Source organism: Mycobacterium sp. IS-1742 (assembly GCF_001500125.1).
GTDB lineage: Bacteria > Actinomycetota > Actinomycetes > Mycobacteriales > Mycobacteriaceae > Mycobacterium.
This window is the reverse complement of record NZ_LQIV01000002.1, coordinates 62,235-78,187: the sequence shown is the minus strand read 5'-3', so window position 1 is coordinate 78,187 and position 15,953 is coordinate 62,235. Positions and strand designations below refer to the sequence as shown.

The window sequence follows — 15,953 nt, the reverse complement described above, 5'->3', positions numbered from 1 at the left end:
AGCCGAAGGAAGAACCACATGAGTCGAGATCGGGTCGCGCAGCAACGTCAGCTGTCGCGCCGGAACATGCTGGCCGCGATGGGAATCGCCGGTGCGGCCGCCGCCAGCCTGCCGGTGCTGTCGGCCTGCGGGGTCGGAGGCAAGGCCAGTGCGCCGAACGGGGCCTCGGAGGTGAGCGGTGGATTCGACTGGCGCAAGGCGTCCGGGTCGACCATCAACATCCTGCAGACCCCGCACCCGTACCAGCAGTCGTACCAGCCGCTTCTCAAGGAGTTCACCGAGCTCACCGGGATCACCGTCAACGTCGACCTGGTGCCCGAGGCGGACTACTTCACCAAGCTGAACACCGAACTCGCCGGCGGCACGGGCAAACACGATGCGTTCATGCTGGGCGCCTACTTCATCTGGCAGTACGGGCCACCCGGCTGGATCGAGGATCTCAACCCCTGGCTGCAGAACACCTCGGCGACCAACGCCGAGTACGACTTCGAGGACATCTTCGAAGGTCTGCGCACCTCGACCCGGTGGGACTTCACTCTGGGGAACCCGTTGGGCACCGGCGGTCAGTGGGCCATCCCGTGGGGATTCGAGAACAACGTCGTCGCCTACAACAAGGCGTATTTCGACCGGCGGGGCATCAGGAAGCTGCCCGACACCTTCGACGACTTCGTCCAGCTCGCCGTCGACCTGACCGACCGCTCGGAGAACCGGTACGGCATCGCGACCCGCGGGTCGAAGTCGTGGGCCACGATCCACCCGGGCTTCATGACCCAGTACGTCCGCGAAGGCGCCGTCGACTACACGTTCGACGGCCGCGATCTGGTCGCCGAGATGGACAGCGACAAGGCCGTGGCATTCACCGAGAAGTGGATCCAGATGCAGCACGAGGCGGGTCCCACCTCGTGGACCACCTACGACTATCCCAACGCCACCGGTGATCTCGGTGACGGCAAGGCCATGATGGTCTACGACGCCGACAGCGCCACGTATCCGAAGAACAAGCCGGGCGCCAGCGCGCAGGCGGGAAACCTCGGCTGGTACCCGGGCCCGGCCGGGCCGGACGGCAACTACCGGACCAACCTGTGGACCTGGACCTGGGCCATGAACGCCAACTCGCGCAACAAGCTGCCCGCGTGGCTGTTCATCCAGTGGGCCACCGGCAAGGAGTCGATGAACAAGGCCGTCGAGGGCGGCATCTACGCAGATCCGGTGCGGCAGTCGGTCTTCGACACGACGTTCAAACGCATCGCCGCCGACCAGTACGGCTACCTCGAGACCTTCGAGACCGTGATCCCCACCTCGAAGATCCAGTTCACCCCGCAGAAGAAGTTCTTCGACACCACCAAGGACTGGGCCGTCGCGCTGCAGGACATCTACGGCGGGGACGACGCCGCGTCCCGGCTGCGCAGTCTGGCCAAGACCAACACCTCCAAGGTCAACCTCTAGGAGCCGTGTCCAATGAGAGAGCAGGGCCACCCATGACCACTCAGACCCCCAAGGCGCCGGAGGCGTCGCCCGAACGGCAGGCGCAGGAACCGGGCCGTGCGCTGCCCGAGGTGCCGACCTGGCGGCGCAGGCTGCGACCCTATCTGCTGTCGATCCCGGCGCTGGTCATCGTCATCGGGATCCTGTATCCGTTCTTCGTCGGCGCCTACTACGCGTTCCTCAACTACGCGGCGGTCAACCCGAACCCGCACTTCATCTGGTTCGAGAACTTCGCGTCGGTTCTCGGGGACCAGATCTTCTGGGAGAGCGTCAAGGTCACCGGCATCTTCGCCGTCGTGGCGACGGCGATCGAGACCGTCCTCGGTGTCGGGCTGGCGCTGCTGCTGAACCGGTCGAGCATCATCGGCAAGATCTTCGAGAAGGTGCTGATCCTTCCGCTGATGATCGCCCCGGTGATCGCGGGCGTGATCTGGAAGCTGATGTTCAACCCGCAGTTCGGGATCCTGAACCATGTTCTGGGCTTGGGCAACACGTTCGACTGGTTGTCGTCGGGCAATGCGCTGTGGTCGGTCATTCTGGTCGACCTGTGGATCTTCACGCCGTTCGTGGCGATCCTCGTGCTGGCCGGTATCCGGTCGCTGCCCAAGGAACCCTTCGAGGCCTCCGAGGTCGACGGCGCCAACTGGTTCTACATGTTCCGCAAGCTGATGCTGCCGATGCTGTGGCCCTACATCCTGGTCGCCGTCATCTTCCGGTTCATGGACAACCTCAAGGTGTTCGACCACATCTACGTGCTCACCGCGGGCGGGCCGGGTGTCGCCACCCGCACCCTGCAGATCGGCGCCTTCGAGGATTCGATCATCAACCTCGACTACTCGCGCGGCAGCACCTACATGTTGCTGCTCTGGATCATCGTGTTCATCACCGCGCGCTACCTCGTCAGCGTGCTCGGCAAAGCGCAGCGCCGTGCTGCCGGAGCGGAGTCGTAACCATGGCACTCTTCCGCAGAAGCGAGTTGATGCCCGGTCAGAAGCGGTTCTCGATCGGCTCCGTCGCGGCCGACCTGGGACTGGTGTTCTGGTTCCTCTTCTCGCTGTTCCCGATTTTCTGGATGCTCATGCTGGCGCTCAAGAACGCCGAACAGCAGACCACCACGTACTTCTCGTTCAGCCCGACCTGGTCGAACTTCGCAACGGTGCTCTCCGACAAGGGCACTCAGATGACCAGCGTGGACTTCAAGGCGTCGCTGCTGACCAGCCTGATCAACTGTGGCGGGGCGGTGATCGTGTCGCTGGTGATCGGCATCCCGGCCGCCTACGCCGCGGGTCGCTGGCAGTACAGGGGCAGCAACGACCTGATGTTCCAGATGCTGTCGTTCCGGTTCGCCCCCGAACTCATGGTCATCGTGCCGCTGTTCGTGATCTACAACCAGATCGGGCTGTTCGACACCAAGGTCGGCATGATCTGGGTGCTGCAGCTGGTGACGATGCCGCTGGTGGTGTGGATCCTGCGGTCCTACTTCCAAGATCTGCCCGAGGATCTCGAGCAGGCCGCACTGCTCGACGGCTACACCCGCAAGCGGGCATTCCTCATGGTGGCGTTGCCGATCGTGCGGCCCGGTATCGCCGCGGCGGCCCTGCTGGCGTTCATCTTCGCCTGGAACAACTACGTGTTCCCGCTCATCCTCGCCGACAGCAACGCCGGCACCGTCACGGTCGCGATCACGAAGTTCCTCGGTGGCGGCGGCCAGGCGTACTACAACCTCACAGCCGCGGCGGCGATCATCGCGGCCCTCCCGCCCCTGATCCTCGCGTTGACCATTCAGCGCTATCTGGTACGGGGCCTGTCGTTCGGGGCGGTGAAAGCCTGATGGCCACGGTATCTGTCAACGATCTGCACAAGTCCTTCGGCAAGACGCGAGCCGTCGACGGGGTGACCGTCGACATCGCCAACGGCGAGTTCTTCGTGATCCTCGGGCCCAGCGGCGCCGGGAAGACCACCACGCTGAAATCGATCGCGGGGCTGGTCGACATCGACGGCGGGTCGGTCCACATCGGCGGCCGCGACGTCACCCGCGTCGAGCCCTACCACCGCAACGTCGCGATGGCCTTCGAGAGTTACGCGCTGTACCCGCAGAAGACGGTGAGCGAGAACCTCGCCTCCCCGCTGAAATCGGGTCGTACGGGCCGTTATTCGGATGCGGAGCGCGCCGAGCGCATCGACCAGGTGACGACCACGTTGGGGATCAACCACCTGCTGAAGCGGTATCCGCGGGAGCTGTCGAACGGTCAGCGGCAGCGGGTCGCGCTCGGTCGGGTGCTGGTGCGCCCCGCCGACATCTACCTGCTCGACGAACCGCTCAGCCACCTCGACGCGAAGCTGCGCGCCGCGATGCGCGCCGAGCTCAAACAGCTCGGCGCGATGTCGAACACGACGACGCTGTACGTCACGCACGACTACCAGGAAGCGCTCGCGCTCGGCGACCGGATCGCGGTCATGCGCGACGGCCGCCTGGTCCAGATCGGCACACCCGAGGACATCTGGCGCCGGCCCGCCGACACGTTCGTCGCACGGGCGCTCGGCCAGCCCGAGATCAACCTGCTCGACGGGGTGGTCGACGACGGCCGGATCCGGCTCGGGGACGGCTCGCTGGACGTCGCCATCCCGGCCGACGCGCTCGTCGACCGCGGTGACCGCGTGCGGGTGGGCCTGCGCCCCAGCGATATCCACGTCACCAGTGGCGAAGGAACGCTGCGGGGACGGGTGCTGCTCGCCGAGCGCCTCGGCCGCAACATCGAGCTGACCGTCGACTGCGGCGGCACCCAGCTCATCGTGCTGACCTCGGGCCGCCACGGGGTGGGGGAGGGCGACGACGTCACGATGAAGGTCGCCGGCTCCGACGTCCACGTCTTCGCCGTCGGTGACGGCGACACCTCGCGTCTGAGACCCGCCGATCACCATTCGACACTGGAGGCAGCACAGTGAGTCTGACCGCCGAGAAGCCGCGGACCGACACCGCGCAGAGCCTCACCCTGGACAAGCTGGTGAAGACCTACGCGTCGAGAGGCCGGGAGAGTGTGACCGCGGTCAAGGGCATCGACCTGGCCATCGAACCGGGCGAACTCGTCGCGCTGCTGGGACCGTCCGGCTGCGGGAAGACCACCACGCTGCGGATGATCGCCGGACTGGAGACCGTCACCAGCGGATCCATCAGGATCGGCGACCGCGAGATCTCCCAGTTGCCCGCCGCCAAGCGGGGAATCGGTGTCGGGTTCGAGAGCTACGCCCTGTACCCGCCGATGTCGGTGCGCGAGAACCTGCTGTACGGGTTGAAGGCGCGCAAGGTCAAAGGCGCCGAGCAGATGGTCGATTCGATCAGCCGGCGTCTCGAGATGGACGACCTGATGGGCCTGCGACCGGCCGGGCTGTCGAGCGGTCAAAAGCAAAGGGTGGCGCTGGCCCGCGCGCTCGTACGCAACCCACCCGTGCTGCTGCTCGACGAACCGCTCAGCCACCTCGACGCGTCGGCCCGGCAGCGGGTGCGCCGCGAACTCAAGGTGCTGCAACGCGAATTCGGCTACACGATCATCGTCGTGACCCACGACCAGGTGGAGGCGCTGTCGCTGGCGGACCGTCTCGCGGTGATGGACGCAGGCGTCGTGCAGCAGTTCGGCACACCCGACGAGGTATTCGACGATCCGGCGAACCTGTTCGTCGCGCAGTTCGTGGGCGAACCGCAGATCAACGTCCTCCCGGGGATCGCCCGTGTCCGGGACGGCCGGGTGTCCGTGCAGATCGGCGACGACGCCGGAAGTCTGGACACCGCGGTCACCGACGTCGCCGACGGCACCGCGGTCACCGTGGGTCTGCGGCCCCAGGACTGCGTGATCACCGCCGACTCCACACGCGGCGTCGCGACCACCGTCGCCTACTTCGAGCACCTCCTGGAGTTCGGCCTGTCCACGAGCACCGTCCACGGTCTGGAGGAGGGCGTCGTGGTGCAGACACCGGCCGCCGAGAGCTACGAACCCGAACAGAAGGTGTACGTCACGGCGCCGCCGGAACGGGTGTACCTGTTCGACACCGACACGGGGGTGCGTCTGCGGTGACGAAGCTGTTCAACGATCCGGCGCGCTTCACCGAGGACATGCTCGTCGGGTTCCTCGACGCGAATTCGCGCTACGTGGCCGGAGTCCCCGGCGGCGTGGTGCGCGCGCACCGCACCCGCCCGGGCAAGGTGGCGGTCGTCATCGGCGGCGGATCCGGGCACTACCCGGCGTTCTGCGGAACCGTCGGCGCGGGCTTCGCCGACGGCGCGGTGGTGGGCAACATCTTCACGTCCCCGTCCACCGAGGAGGCTGCATCGGTCGCGCGCGCCGCGCACGGTGATGCCGGCGTGCTGCTCATCACCGGCAACTACGCCGGCGACGTCATGAATTTCACCCTGGCGGTGAACCAGCTGCGCGGGGAGGGTGTCGACGCCCACTACTTCGCGGTCACCGACGACATCGCCAGCGCACCGAAGGGCGAAGAGGCCAAACGACGGGGCATCGCAGGCGATTTCACGGTTTTCAAGTGCGCGTCCGCCGCCGCCGAGGAGGGCCTCGACATGGCGGGCGTGCTCCGGGTCGCGGAGGCGTCCAACGCGGCGACCCGCACACTCGGTGTCGCCTTCGACGGGTGCACGCTGCCCGGTGCCGACCACCCGTTGTTCACCGTGCCCGACGGGCAGATGGGCGTGGGCCTGGGCATCCACGGTGAGCCGGGCGTCGCCGAGGAACCCATGCCGACCGCCGCCGGTCTGGCCGCGACGTTGGTCGACGGTGTGCTCGGCGACATTCCCGCGGACACCGGGTCGAACCGGATCGCGGTCATCCTGAATGGACTCGGCCGGACCAAGTACGAAGAGCTGTTCGTCGTGTGGGGTGAGGTGGCGCGGCTGCTGCGGGAGCGCGGCTTCGTGATCGTCGAACCCGAGGTCGGCGAGCTCGTGACGAGCCTCGACATGGCCGGCTGCTCGCTGACGGTCATGTGGCTCGACGAGGAACTCGAGCGGTACTGGCGTGCCCCCGCGGACACCCCGGCATACCGCAAAGGTGCTGCCGCGGTTGCGGATACGCCCGGTGAGCGGCGCAGCGACGCCGAGGTGTCGGCGGTGGCCGCCGCACCGTCGGTCGGTGAGCGCTCCGACGAGGCCGGACGCGACGGCGGTCGGGCGGTCGCCAGGATCTTCGAGGCGCTGGCCGCGATGCTCGCCGGCGCCGAGGACGAGCTCGGCCGCATCGACGCGATCGCCGGCGACGGCGACCACGGCCGCGGCATGGTGAAGGGATCGGCCGCAGCGCGTGCGGCGGCCGCCGACGCGGTGGAGCAGGGCGCCGGACAGGGTTCGGTGCTCACCGCGGCCGGCAAGGAGTGGGCGGCCAAGGCGGGCGGCACATCCGGGGTGCTGTGGGGCGCGATGCTCAGCGCGTTGGGCACCCGTCTCGGCGACACCGGACGGCCGGACTCGGCGACCGTCGCCGCGGGAATGCGGGACGGCTACGACGCGCTGGTCCACCTCGGTGGTGCCGCACCCGGCGACAAGACGATGCTCGACGCGCTGTTGCCGTTCGTCGAGGAATTGGAACGGCGGGTGGCCGACGGGGAGCGGTGGCAGCAGGCGTGGACGGCGGCCGCGCAGACCGCGGAGAGCGCCGCCCGCGCCACCGCCGACCTGCGGCCGAAGGTCGGCCGCGCCCGCCCGTTGGCCGAGCGCAGTGTCGGCACGCCCGATGCGGGCGCCACCTCGCTGGCGATGTGCGCACGCACGGTCGCCGAAAGCCTCACCGTGAAAGGGGACAGTCCGCGATGACTGACAAACTGCGCATCGTCGTCGGCTCCGACGACGCCGGATACGAGTACAAAGAAGCCCTCAAGGGCGACCTGAAGGCGGACGACCGGGTGGCCGAGGTCACCGACGTCGGGGTCGGCACCGACGAGGACACGGCCTATCCGCACATCGCGGTGGCGGCGGCCCGGATGGTGGCCGAGGGCAAGGCCGACCGCGCCCTGCTGGTGTGCGGTACGGGTCTCGGGGTGGCGATCAGCGCCAACAAGGTTCCGGGGATCCGGGCGGTCACCGCGCACGACAGTTTCTCCGTCGAACGGTCGGTGCTGTCCAACGACGCCCAGGTGTTGTGCTTCGGACAGCGCGTCATCGGGTTGGAGCTGGCGCGCCGCCTGGCCAGGGAATGGCTGAACTACGAATTCGATCCCGCCAGCAAGTCGGCGGACAAGGTCGAGGCCATCTGCGGCTACGAACCCGGCGCCGACTGAGGTCGCGACTAATTGAAGGTCACCGGATCGGCGACGGCGAAACAGCGCTGGGTGTTCGTCATGATCAGCACCTCGGTCACCGCGGCGGCGTCGATCGTCGGGAATTCGAACAGGCGCAGGTCGCCCCGGTCGAGGATCGCCCGGTCGGCGATGTCGACGCCGGAGTTGGTGCGCACGAGCACGATCACCGCGGTCTGATCGTCGGTGGTCACGGTGACCAGGACGCCGCCTCCCTCGGGTTGCCTGCCCCAGGCCAGCGAGGACGGGCAGGCCGGGTCACCGTCTGCGTTCGGGGGGACGCCGTGGTTGGCCGCGGCGACGGAGGCGTTCTGCCCTACCTTCGGCACCTCCGGGGTTGCGGCAGCCGCCGTGATGGCGCGGGTCTCGACCGATTCGGGAGCCGGGCCGGCGTCAGCGGGCTGAGCGCCCAGACGGTAACCGCACCCCGTGACCGAGAGTGCGGTGGCGGCGACCACGACGGCCGCCTTACCGATGTCCACGAGTCCCCCTCGCTGCCATCCCCGACAACCCGCGGGTACCCGTTTACCCGCGCGTCAATCCCCATGGTCGCCCCACCGAACGCCACGACAGGGTCGAATCGCCGAAATTTCGTCAGTTCGAGACAAATGCCGGAACCCGAACCGATCCGACCTGGAATCGTGCGCCGGCGCGCCCGCGTTACCGTGCACCGGCGAAACCCGTTGGACGCGGGCGCGCGCCGTGCCGTATATCCATTGCGGTGATGACCAGCACCGACGCCCGCACCGGTGCGGCCATGGCGGTGACCGCCATGTTGTCGGTGCAGTTGGGTGTGGCGGTCGCGGTCGGCCTGATCGATCAGATCGGTGCCGAAGGCGCCGCCTGGCTGCGTCTGGCCTGGGCGGGCTTGCTTTTCCTGGTCTTTCTGCGCCCGCGGCGGGCGGGATTCACCCGCCGGAGCCTGTTGGCGTGCGTGGCGCTGGGGGTGGTCACCGCCGCGATCACGCTGCTGTTCATGGCCGCCCTGGATCGGATCCCGATGGGCACCGCCAGCGCGCTGGAGTTTCTCGGACCGCTGGGGGTGGCCGTGGTGCGGGGGACAGGCGTGGCGCGGGTGATCTGGCCCGGCCTGGCCGCGGTCGGGGTGCTGTTGATGACGCAGCCGTGGACCGGAACGGTCGACCCCGTCGGCGTTCTCTACGCGCTCGCGGCCGCGGTGTGCTGGGCCGGCTACATCCTGCTCACCCAGCGGGTGGGGGATCAGGTCGCCGGGATCAACGGGCTGGCGGTCTCGATGCCGGTGGCCGGACTCGTCGGCACCCTCGTCGTCGGATCGATGGTGTTCGAGCGGATGACACCGCAGCTACTGCTCATCGGCCTCGGCCTTGCCGTGATGCTCCCGATGTTCCCGTTCGCACTCGAGTTCCTCGCGCTGCGCCGCCTCAGCGCCGCGGCGTTCGGCACGCTGATGAGCCTGGAACCGGCGTTCGCGTTGATCATCGGCTTCGTGGCGCTGGATCAGGTGCCGGGTGTCGCCGCGGTGGTCGGCATCGTGTTCGTCGTCGCGGCGGGGATCGGCGCGGCCCGCGGCGGGGGCCGGGCGACACCCGTGCCGGTCGAAGTCGCCTGACCCCGCGCGGCCGCGAAACAGCATTCCCTGCTGCCAAGCCGCGCGCTTGGCGACAGGGAATGCTGTTTCGCGGAAAAAGGGGGCTAGGCGTCGATGCGCTTGCGGCGGTAGAGCGTGCCCGCCGCCAACAGGATCAGGCTGACCACGAGGATGGCCGTCGCGATCACGTTGATCTGAGGTGGCACCGCCGCCTTGACCGCCGCGTTGACGTAGAGCGGATACGTCACCGTCGACCCGCTGACGAAGTACGTGATGATGAAGTCGTCGAGCGACAGCGCGAACGACAGCATCGCCGCGGCCACGATGCCGGGGACGATCAACGGCAACGTCACCTTGAAGAACGTGCGGGTCGGGCTCGCGCCCAGGTCCATCGACGCGTCCTCGAGTGTCCAGTCGAAGCCCCGCACCCGGGCACGCACCGTCATCGCGATGAAGCTGACCTCGAAGGCGATGTGGGCCAACACGATCGTGACGTAACCGGTGGCCCAGCCCAGGTCGAGGAACAACACCAGCAGCGATGCGCCCATCACCACCTCGGGCGCGGTGAGCGGGAGCACCAGGAATGTGTCGACGGCACGCTGGCCGCGCCAGCGTTGCCGCACCAGCGCGATCGCGACGAGCGTGCCGAGCACCAGCGCGATGAGCGTCGACACCCCGGCGACGTTGAGGCTCAACTTCATCGCGTTCGTCAGCGCCGGGTACTTGAACGGGTCGAGCCAGTTGTCGAGCGTGAAACCCTGCCAGCTGTAGTTGAACTTGCCCTTGGGGTCGTTGAACGAGAACAGCACGATCACGAAGATCGGGACGAACAGGTACAGCAGCACCAGACCGGCGACGATCCGGAGGCTCCAGTCACCCCACTTCGGGGTTCCCCGAACGGCTTTGGGACGGGGGGGCTGCTCGGCCGCGACGGCCACCGCGGCGCCGGCTTGGGTGGTCATACCAGGTCCTCCGTGCCCAGCGCCCGCGTGTAGAGCAGCACCCCGGCCAAGATCGTGCCCATCAGGACCAGACTCAGCGCGGCGGCCGCCGGATAGTCCTTGACCACGAGGAACTGCTGTTGGATCACGTTGCCGATCATCGTGGTCTGGGTACTGCCGAGGTATTCGGCGTTGATGAAATCACCGGCGGCCGGGATGAACACCAGCAGGCTGCCCGCCAGCACACCGGGTAGCGACAGCGGCAGGATCACCTTGGTGAAGCTGCGGGTGTTCGACGAGTACAGATCCTTCGACGCCTCGATGAGCCGCGGGTCGATCTTCTCGAGGCTGACGTACAGCGGCAGGATCATGAAGATGATCCAGTTGTAAATCAGCCCGCCGATCACCGCCCAACTGGTGGAGAGCAACCGGCCGTCGCTCGGCAGCAGCCCGACGGCGCCGAGTGCGGAGACCACCCAACCGTCGTCGGCGAGAATGGTTTTCCACGCGATCGTGCGGATCAGGAACGTCACGAAGAACGGCAGGATCACCAGGCCCAGGATCAGGTTCTTGAAGCGCCCGGCCTTGAACGCGATCACGTAGGCGAGCGGATACGCCAGCAGCAGGCACACGATCGTCGCGGTCAGTGCGTAGCCGAACGAGCGCAGGATCTGATCGGAGTACCGCGAGAACGCCTCGCCGTAATTGGCGAAATCCCATGAGAAGGTCAGCGTCGGCAGGAACACCGACCCGCCCGTCGACGACAGCGATGTGCGCGCCAGCGAGATCAACGGCCACAGGAAGAAGATTGCGAGATACGCCAGCGCGGGCAGGATCATCAGATACGGGGCGATCCTGCTGCGCTGCCGGCTACTGCTGGCTACACCGGCCATGGGTGGGCGTCAGCCTCCGGTCACCGCGGCGTACATGGTGTTGTACTCCTGCGTCTGCTCGTCGGTCAGCGCCGCCCACGACTTGAGGTTGTTCACCGTCGACTCCGGCGGGTTGATGAGCGCGTTCGACGCGACGCCGGGGTCGATCTTGTTCAGTTCGTCGGTCATCTCGGACAGCACCGGCACGAACTGGGTGAAGGCGATCAGCTTCGCGTAGTTGGCCCGGTCGTAGACGTAGTCGATCCACGCCTCGGCGGCACTCTGGTTCTGCGTGGTGTAGGGAATGACCATGGTGTCGATGAACCACGTGCCCCCGGCCTCCGGGACGATGAACTCCAGATCGGGGTTGTCCGCCTTCAGCTGCACCACATCCCCCGAATAGGCTTGCGCGATGGCGACATTGCCCGCGGCGAGATCGTCGGCGTAGTCATTGCCGGTGAAGCGGCGGATCTGCCCGTTGTCCTTGTGCTCACGCACCAGGTCGACGGCCTTCTGCACGGCCTCGGTCGAGGGCCGCTCCGGGGAGGCGCCCTGCGAGAGCATCACCATGCCCAGGCCGTCCTGGGTGTCGGAGAGCAGGCTGACCCGACCCTTGAACGCCGGATCCCACAGATCCTCGATCCGCGTGATCTCCCGTCCGGTGGCGGCCTTGTTGTAGGCGAGGCCGACCATGCCGGTCATGTACGGCGCGGTCTTGTTGCGGCCCGGGTCGATCGCCGAGTTCAGCAGATCGGGGCGGAGGTTCTTCTTGTTCGGCACACGGTCGGCGCGGATCTCGTTGAGCCACCCGAGGCCGTTGATGCGGGCCGCCATGAACTCGGTCGGAATGACCAGGTCGGCGCCGATGTCCTGCTTACGCGAGAGCGGTTCCTTGACCTTGGCGAACCACTCCTCGTTGTCGTTGAAGTCCTCTTTGTAGTCGACGGTGACCCCGGAGGCGGTCTGGAAGGCGGCGACGAATCCGTCGGCCATGTACAGCGGCCAGTTCGAGACCCGTAGCGTCCCGCCGGCCGGGCCGCCGTCGTCGGTGGCCGTCGACTCGGAGCCACCGCTGTCCGAACCGCACGCTGCGAGGACCGACGGGCCCAGTGCCAGCGCAGCGGCCGCGGCGGCGCCGCCGCCGAGGAACCGCCGCCGCGACGTACGGGCGGCGGCGAGACGGGCGGCCAGTTGCGGGTCGAACTCTGACGAACGGGGCATGACTGGTGTGCCTTTCGTGATCTTCTGCGGTGAGAAGGGCCGGGGGAGGGAAACGGCGGGGTACGGGACGGGGTCAGGACTCGTCGAGCATCTCTTCGAGATCCTCGGTGGTCGGGATGTCGGCGGCGGGCAGCACTAGCGAGGCGTCGGGCGACCAGCAGACGTACACCTGGTCGCCGGGGCGCAGCGAGGGCAGGTGATGTTCGGGTCCGATGTGGGCGACGATGGGGGACTCGTCGGGTGCGGCCAGCGAGAGGCGCACCACCGGACCCTGGAAGGTCATGTCCCGCACGGTCGCCCGGACCGCGGCGGCATCGCCCACCGGGGGCTCCAGCGACACCCGCAGGCGTTCGGGCCGCACCATCAGCGTGGCGTGTCCGCCGGTCTCGATGGCGGTGTCACCCGGTTTGGCCTTCAGCTTGCTGCCGAGGACGTCGACCTCGACGTAGCCCCCGTTGAGGCGACCGGTCTGGCGCCCCGGCCACAGATTGGCCTGTCCGATGAAGTTGGCGACGAACACCGTCGCGGGCCGGTCGTAGATGTCGGTCGGTGTGCCGATCTGTTCGACGTTGCCCGCGTTCATGACCGCGATGCGGTCACTCATCGTCAACGCCTCCTCCTGATCGTGGGTGACGTAGATGAACGTGATGCCCACTTCGCGCTGGATGCGTTTGAGCTCGAACTGCATCGCGTGGCGCAGTTTGAGATCCAGTGCGCCGAGCGGTTCGTCGAGGAGCAGCGCGCTCGGGTAGTTCACGAGTGCCCGGGCCAGCGCCACGCGTTGCTGCTGACCGCCGGAGAGCTGTCCCGGTTTGCGCTTGGCGAAGTCGGTCAGGCGGACGACCTCGAGCAGTTCGTCGACGCGGCGTTTGACCTCTGACTTGTCCTTCTTCATGCTGCGCGGGCCGTAGGCGACGTTGTCCCAGACGCTCATGTGGGGGAACAGGGCGTAGTGCTGGAACACCGTGTTGACGTTGCGCTTGTGCGGGGGGACACGCGAGACGTCGGTGCCCTCCAGCCGGATCGCGCCCGACGTCGGTGTCTCGAAGCCGGCGATCATCCGCAGCGTCGTGGTCTTCCCGCACCCGGACGGCCCCAGCATCGAGAAGAACTCGCCGGAGGCGATGGAGAAGTCCGCGTCGGCGACGGCGACGTAGTCGGCGAACCGCTTCGTCACATGGTCGATCTCGATGACCGGGCTGCCCTTCTTGGGGGCGACCCCGTCGACGGTCTGATTCACCGAAGTGGTGTGTGTGCCGGTCAGAAAGCAGCCTCCTCAGATCCCAGCCCTGCGGACTGTGCGTAAACAATCGCCGATCCCGGCACCCTTCGCAAGTGATTCCGCAACGATTTAACATTTTTACAATGGAATCCTTCATTCCGAAGGGGTTCCAGCAGAAGAATCCGCGCTTTGCCGCAGACGCCGGCTGAGCCGGTCAGGGCCCCGGCGGGCGCGGTGAGCGGCGCGGTGGTGTGCGATTCAGTGTCGCAGTGTGACATGCGTCCCGTTCGGAATCCGCGCAGGCCGTTTACCTGGCCGCACGGGCAGGGTAATGGGGGTCCATGGCATCGGTTGACGTGGCGGTCTCCTCCGACCTCACCCCGGAGAAGGCGTGGGAGTTGGCATCCAACCTGCGGCGGTTCGACGAGTGGCTGACGATCTTCGGGGGCTGGCGCAGCGAGGTCCCGGCCGAGATCGAAGTCGGCACCTGCGTGTCGTCGCTGATCAAGGTCAAGGGATTCCGCAACACCATCCACTGGCGGGTGACCCGCTACGACGAGCCCAAGGAGATCGAGCTGATCGGCACGGGGTTCCCGGCGATCTGCATCGCGCTCTCCCTGCACGTCGAGGAGGAGCCGGACACCGGCTCGAACTTCCGGGTGGTCGCCGACCTGTCCGGCGGTCTGCTCAACACCCGGGTGGGGTCGCTGGTCGCGAAGGTCATCGAATCGGACGTGAACAAATCGGTCAGCAATCTCGCGAAGCTGCGTTAACCCCATTCGTGGTTCATCGCGCGGGTGTGTGAGAGCGCATCCGGGTCGACCGCCCGTGGCCGGGCGCGGGTGAGCGCGATCAGGGTCAGCGCCAGCGCCGCGGTGACGGCGCCCGCGACGAAGACGACCACGAAGCTGCTCTCCATCGGCACCGCGGTGCCGGGCGCGGAACGGCCCAGCAGCACCGCGACGACCGCGGCGGCCATGGAACTGCCGACCGTGCGCGCGATCGCGTTGATTCCGGTGGCCACCCCCGTCTCACCGGCCTCGACCTCCGCGACGACCAGTGCCGGGAGGGCGCCGTATCCGAGGCTGATGTAGGCGTTGGCCAGGATTCCCGCCGCGATCACCTGCCACGGCTGGTCATGCGCGACGGCCAGCAAAACGAACCCGAGGACCCCGGCCATCGCGGCGACGACCAGGACACGGCGGGCGCCGTACCGGTCGATGAAGCGACCGCTGACCAGGGCGACGGCGAAGCCCGTCACGGCACCCGGGAGCAGGTACACCACACTCGACTGCAGCACGGAGGCGCCGAACCCGTATCCGGCCGCCTCCCGCGGGATCTGGACGAACTGCGTCAGCCCGAGGAATGCGAAGTACAGCCCCATCCCCACGAAGATGGTGGCGAGATTGGTGAGCAGCATGGCCGGCTTGGTGAGCATGCGCGTGGACACCAGCGGATGCACGCGCCGCTTCTCCCACAGCCACCACGCCACCAGAACGGCCGCACCCCCGAGCGCACAGACCAGCGTCCGGGCCGACACCCACCCCCACGCGTTGCCCTGGGTGACGGCCAGCAGCACCGCCGACAGCCCCGCCGCCAGACCGACGGCGCCGAGCCAGTCGATCGAACCCTCCGCGCGGCGTCGGCGCGCAGGCACCAGGAACACGACGATCGCGAGGACGACGACGGTGAAACCGGTGGTCAGCCAGAACACCCGGTGGTAGTCCGCGTCGCCGCTCATCAGCAGCCCGACGACCACCAGTCCGACGCCGCCGCCGAAGCCGAGTGTGCCCGACATGACCGCCATCGCCCCGGCCAACCGTCCGGGTGGGAGTTCCTCGCGCAACACCGCCACGCTGATCGGATACAGCGCGTACGAGGCCCCCTGCAGCACCCGGGCGACGATCAACAGCGGCAACGACGAGGTCACCGCCGCGAGGATCGACCCGACGAGCACGACGACGAGCACGCCCAGTAGCACGCGCTTCTTGCTGTAGAGATCCGCCAGACGGCCGAGCAGTGGGGTCGCTGCGATCGCGGCCAGCAGGTTGGCGGTGACCGCCCAGCTCACGGCGACGGTGGAGGCGCCGAGTTGTTCCCCGATCACCCCGAGCACCGGCACGACCGCCGTCTGCAGGACGGCGACGGTGAGGACCACGATGCTCAGACCGCCCACCAACAGCGCCGGGCGCACGGTGCCGGTGGTGGTCGAGCGCGCGACCCCCGTGCCCACCAACCGAAACTCCGATCCTCAGCGCATCTCGACGTTCACGACGCTAGCTCAGCGGCGGTCAGGATTGCCGGGCGGCGGTGCTGGGTACGTGATCGTGACTCGTCGAAAGGGA

Annotated in this window: 15 protein-coding genes; 9 read left to right on the top strand and 6 right to left on the bottom strand. The window is 67.6% G+C overall.

Going from position 1 to position 15,953, the window contains the following annotated elements:
* Window positions 1-18: 18 nt before the first annotated feature.
* From AU196_RS02400 to AU196_RS02370, 7 genes are read left to right on the top strand one after another with little or no spacing between them, the layout of a single operon-like run.
* Window positions 19-1,446, top strand: a complete 1,428-nt coding sequence (locus AU196_RS02400) for an ABC transporter substrate-binding protein (RefSeq protein WP_059093484.1) — start codon at window positions 19-21, stop codon at window positions 1,444-1,446.
* A gap of 32 nt (window positions 1,447-1,478) precedes the next feature.
* The gene (locus AU196_RS02395; protein WP_059093483.1) at window positions 1,479-2,435 is read left to right on the top strand and encodes a carbohydrate ABC transporter permease; all 957 of its coding nucleotides are present in this window, start codon (window positions 1,479-1,481) and stop codon (window positions 2,433-2,435) included.
* 2 nt (window positions 2,436-2,437) lie between these two features.
* Window positions 2,438-3,316, top strand: coding sequence for a carbohydrate ABC transporter permease (locus tag AU196_RS02390; protein ID WP_059093482.1), 879 nt, complete (start codon window positions 2,438-2,440; stop codon window positions 3,314-3,316).
* The gene (locus tag AU196_RS02385; protein WP_059093481.1) at window positions 3,316-4,431 is read left to right on the top strand and encodes an ABC transporter ATP-binding protein; all 1,116 of its coding nucleotides are present in this window, start codon (window positions 3,316-3,318) and stop codon (window positions 4,429-4,431) included. Before AU196_RS02390 ends, AU196_RS02385 begins: the two co-directional genes overlap by 1 nt.
* Complete coding sequence (locus AU196_RS02380) at window positions 4,428-5,555, top strand: ABC transporter ATP-binding protein (protein ID WP_059093480.1); 1,128 nt, start codon at window positions 4,428-4,430, stop codon at window positions 5,553-5,555. Before AU196_RS02385 ends, AU196_RS02380 begins: the two co-directional genes overlap by 4 nt.
* Window positions 5,552-7,300 carry a D-erythrulose 4-kinase gene (derK, locus tag AU196_RS02375; RefSeq protein WP_059093479.1) on the top strand — a complete coding sequence of 583 codons (1,749 nt, stop codon included), beginning with the start codon at window positions 5,552-5,554 and terminating at the stop codon, window positions 7,298-7,300. Before AU196_RS02380 ends, derK begins: the two co-directional genes overlap by 4 nt.
* Window positions 7,297-7,764, top strand: coding sequence for a ribose-5-phosphate isomerase (locus AU196_RS02370; RefSeq protein ID WP_059093478.1), 468 nt, complete (start codon window positions 7,297-7,299; stop codon window positions 7,762-7,764). The genes derK and AU196_RS02370 overlap by 4 nt, the downstream gene beginning before the upstream one ends.
* An 8-nt stretch (window positions 7,765-7,772) precedes the next feature.
* Here AU196_RS02370 and AU196_RS02365 read toward each other — a convergent pair whose 3' ends face one another.
* A complete protein-coding gene (locus AU196_RS02365; RefSeq protein WP_059093477.1) occupies window positions 7,773-8,264 on the bottom strand; it encodes a hypothetical protein in 492 nt (163 codons plus the stop codon).
* A gap of 242 nt (window positions 8,265-8,506) precedes the next feature.
* Here AU196_RS02365 and AU196_RS02360 point away from each other — a divergent pair, with 242 nt between their 5' ends.
* On the top strand, window positions 8,507-9,373 hold the full coding sequence (locus AU196_RS02360; protein WP_059093476.1) for an EamA family transporter: 867 nt from the start codon (window positions 8,507-8,509) through the stop codon (window positions 9,371-9,373).
* A gap of 83 nt (window positions 9,374-9,456) precedes the next feature.
* Here the strand turns inward: AU196_RS02360 and AU196_RS02355 are convergent, their stop codons facing one another.
* The 4 genes from AU196_RS02355 to AU196_RS02340 form a co-directional block, all read right to left on the bottom strand.
* Window positions 9,457-10,314 carry an ABC transporter permease gene (locus AU196_RS02355; protein WP_059093475.1) on the bottom strand — a complete coding sequence of 286 codons (858 nt, stop codon included), beginning with the start codon at window positions 10,312-10,314 and terminating at the stop codon, window positions 9,457-9,459.
* Window positions 10,311-11,186 carry an ABC transporter permease gene (locus AU196_RS02350; RefSeq protein ID WP_059093474.1) on the bottom strand — a complete coding sequence of 292 codons (876 nt, stop codon included), beginning with the start codon at window positions 11,184-11,186 and terminating at the stop codon, window positions 10,311-10,313. Before AU196_RS02350 ends, AU196_RS02355 begins: the two co-directional genes overlap by 4 nt.
* Window positions 11,187-11,195: 9 nt before the next feature.
* Complete coding sequence (locus tag AU196_RS02345; RefSeq protein ID WP_059093473.1) at window positions 11,196-12,386, bottom strand: polyamine ABC transporter substrate-binding protein; 1,191 nt, start codon at window positions 12,384-12,386, stop codon at window positions 11,196-11,198.
* Window positions 12,387-12,459: 73 nt separating this feature from the next.
* Window positions 12,460-13,626, bottom strand: a complete 1,167-nt coding sequence (locus AU196_RS02340; protein ID WP_059093472.1) for an ABC transporter ATP-binding protein — start codon at window positions 13,624-13,626, stop codon at window positions 12,460-12,462.
* Between the two features lie 323 nt (window positions 13,627-13,949).
* On the opposite strand from AU196_RS02340, the gene AU196_RS02335 reads away from it, so the two are divergent.
* Entirely contained in the window at window positions 13,950-14,381 is a 432-nt protein-coding gene (locus tag AU196_RS02335) for a type II toxin-antitoxin system Rv0910 family toxin (protein WP_059093471.1), read from the top strand.
* On the opposite strand, the gene AU196_RS02330 is transcribed toward AU196_RS02335, so the two are convergent.
* A complete protein-coding gene (locus AU196_RS02330; protein WP_059093470.1) occupies window positions 14,378-15,844 on the bottom strand; it encodes an MFS transporter in 1,467 nt (488 codons plus the stop codon). The genes AU196_RS02335 and AU196_RS02330 overlap by 4 nt on opposite strands.
* Window positions 15,845-15,953: the final 109 nt, after the last annotated feature.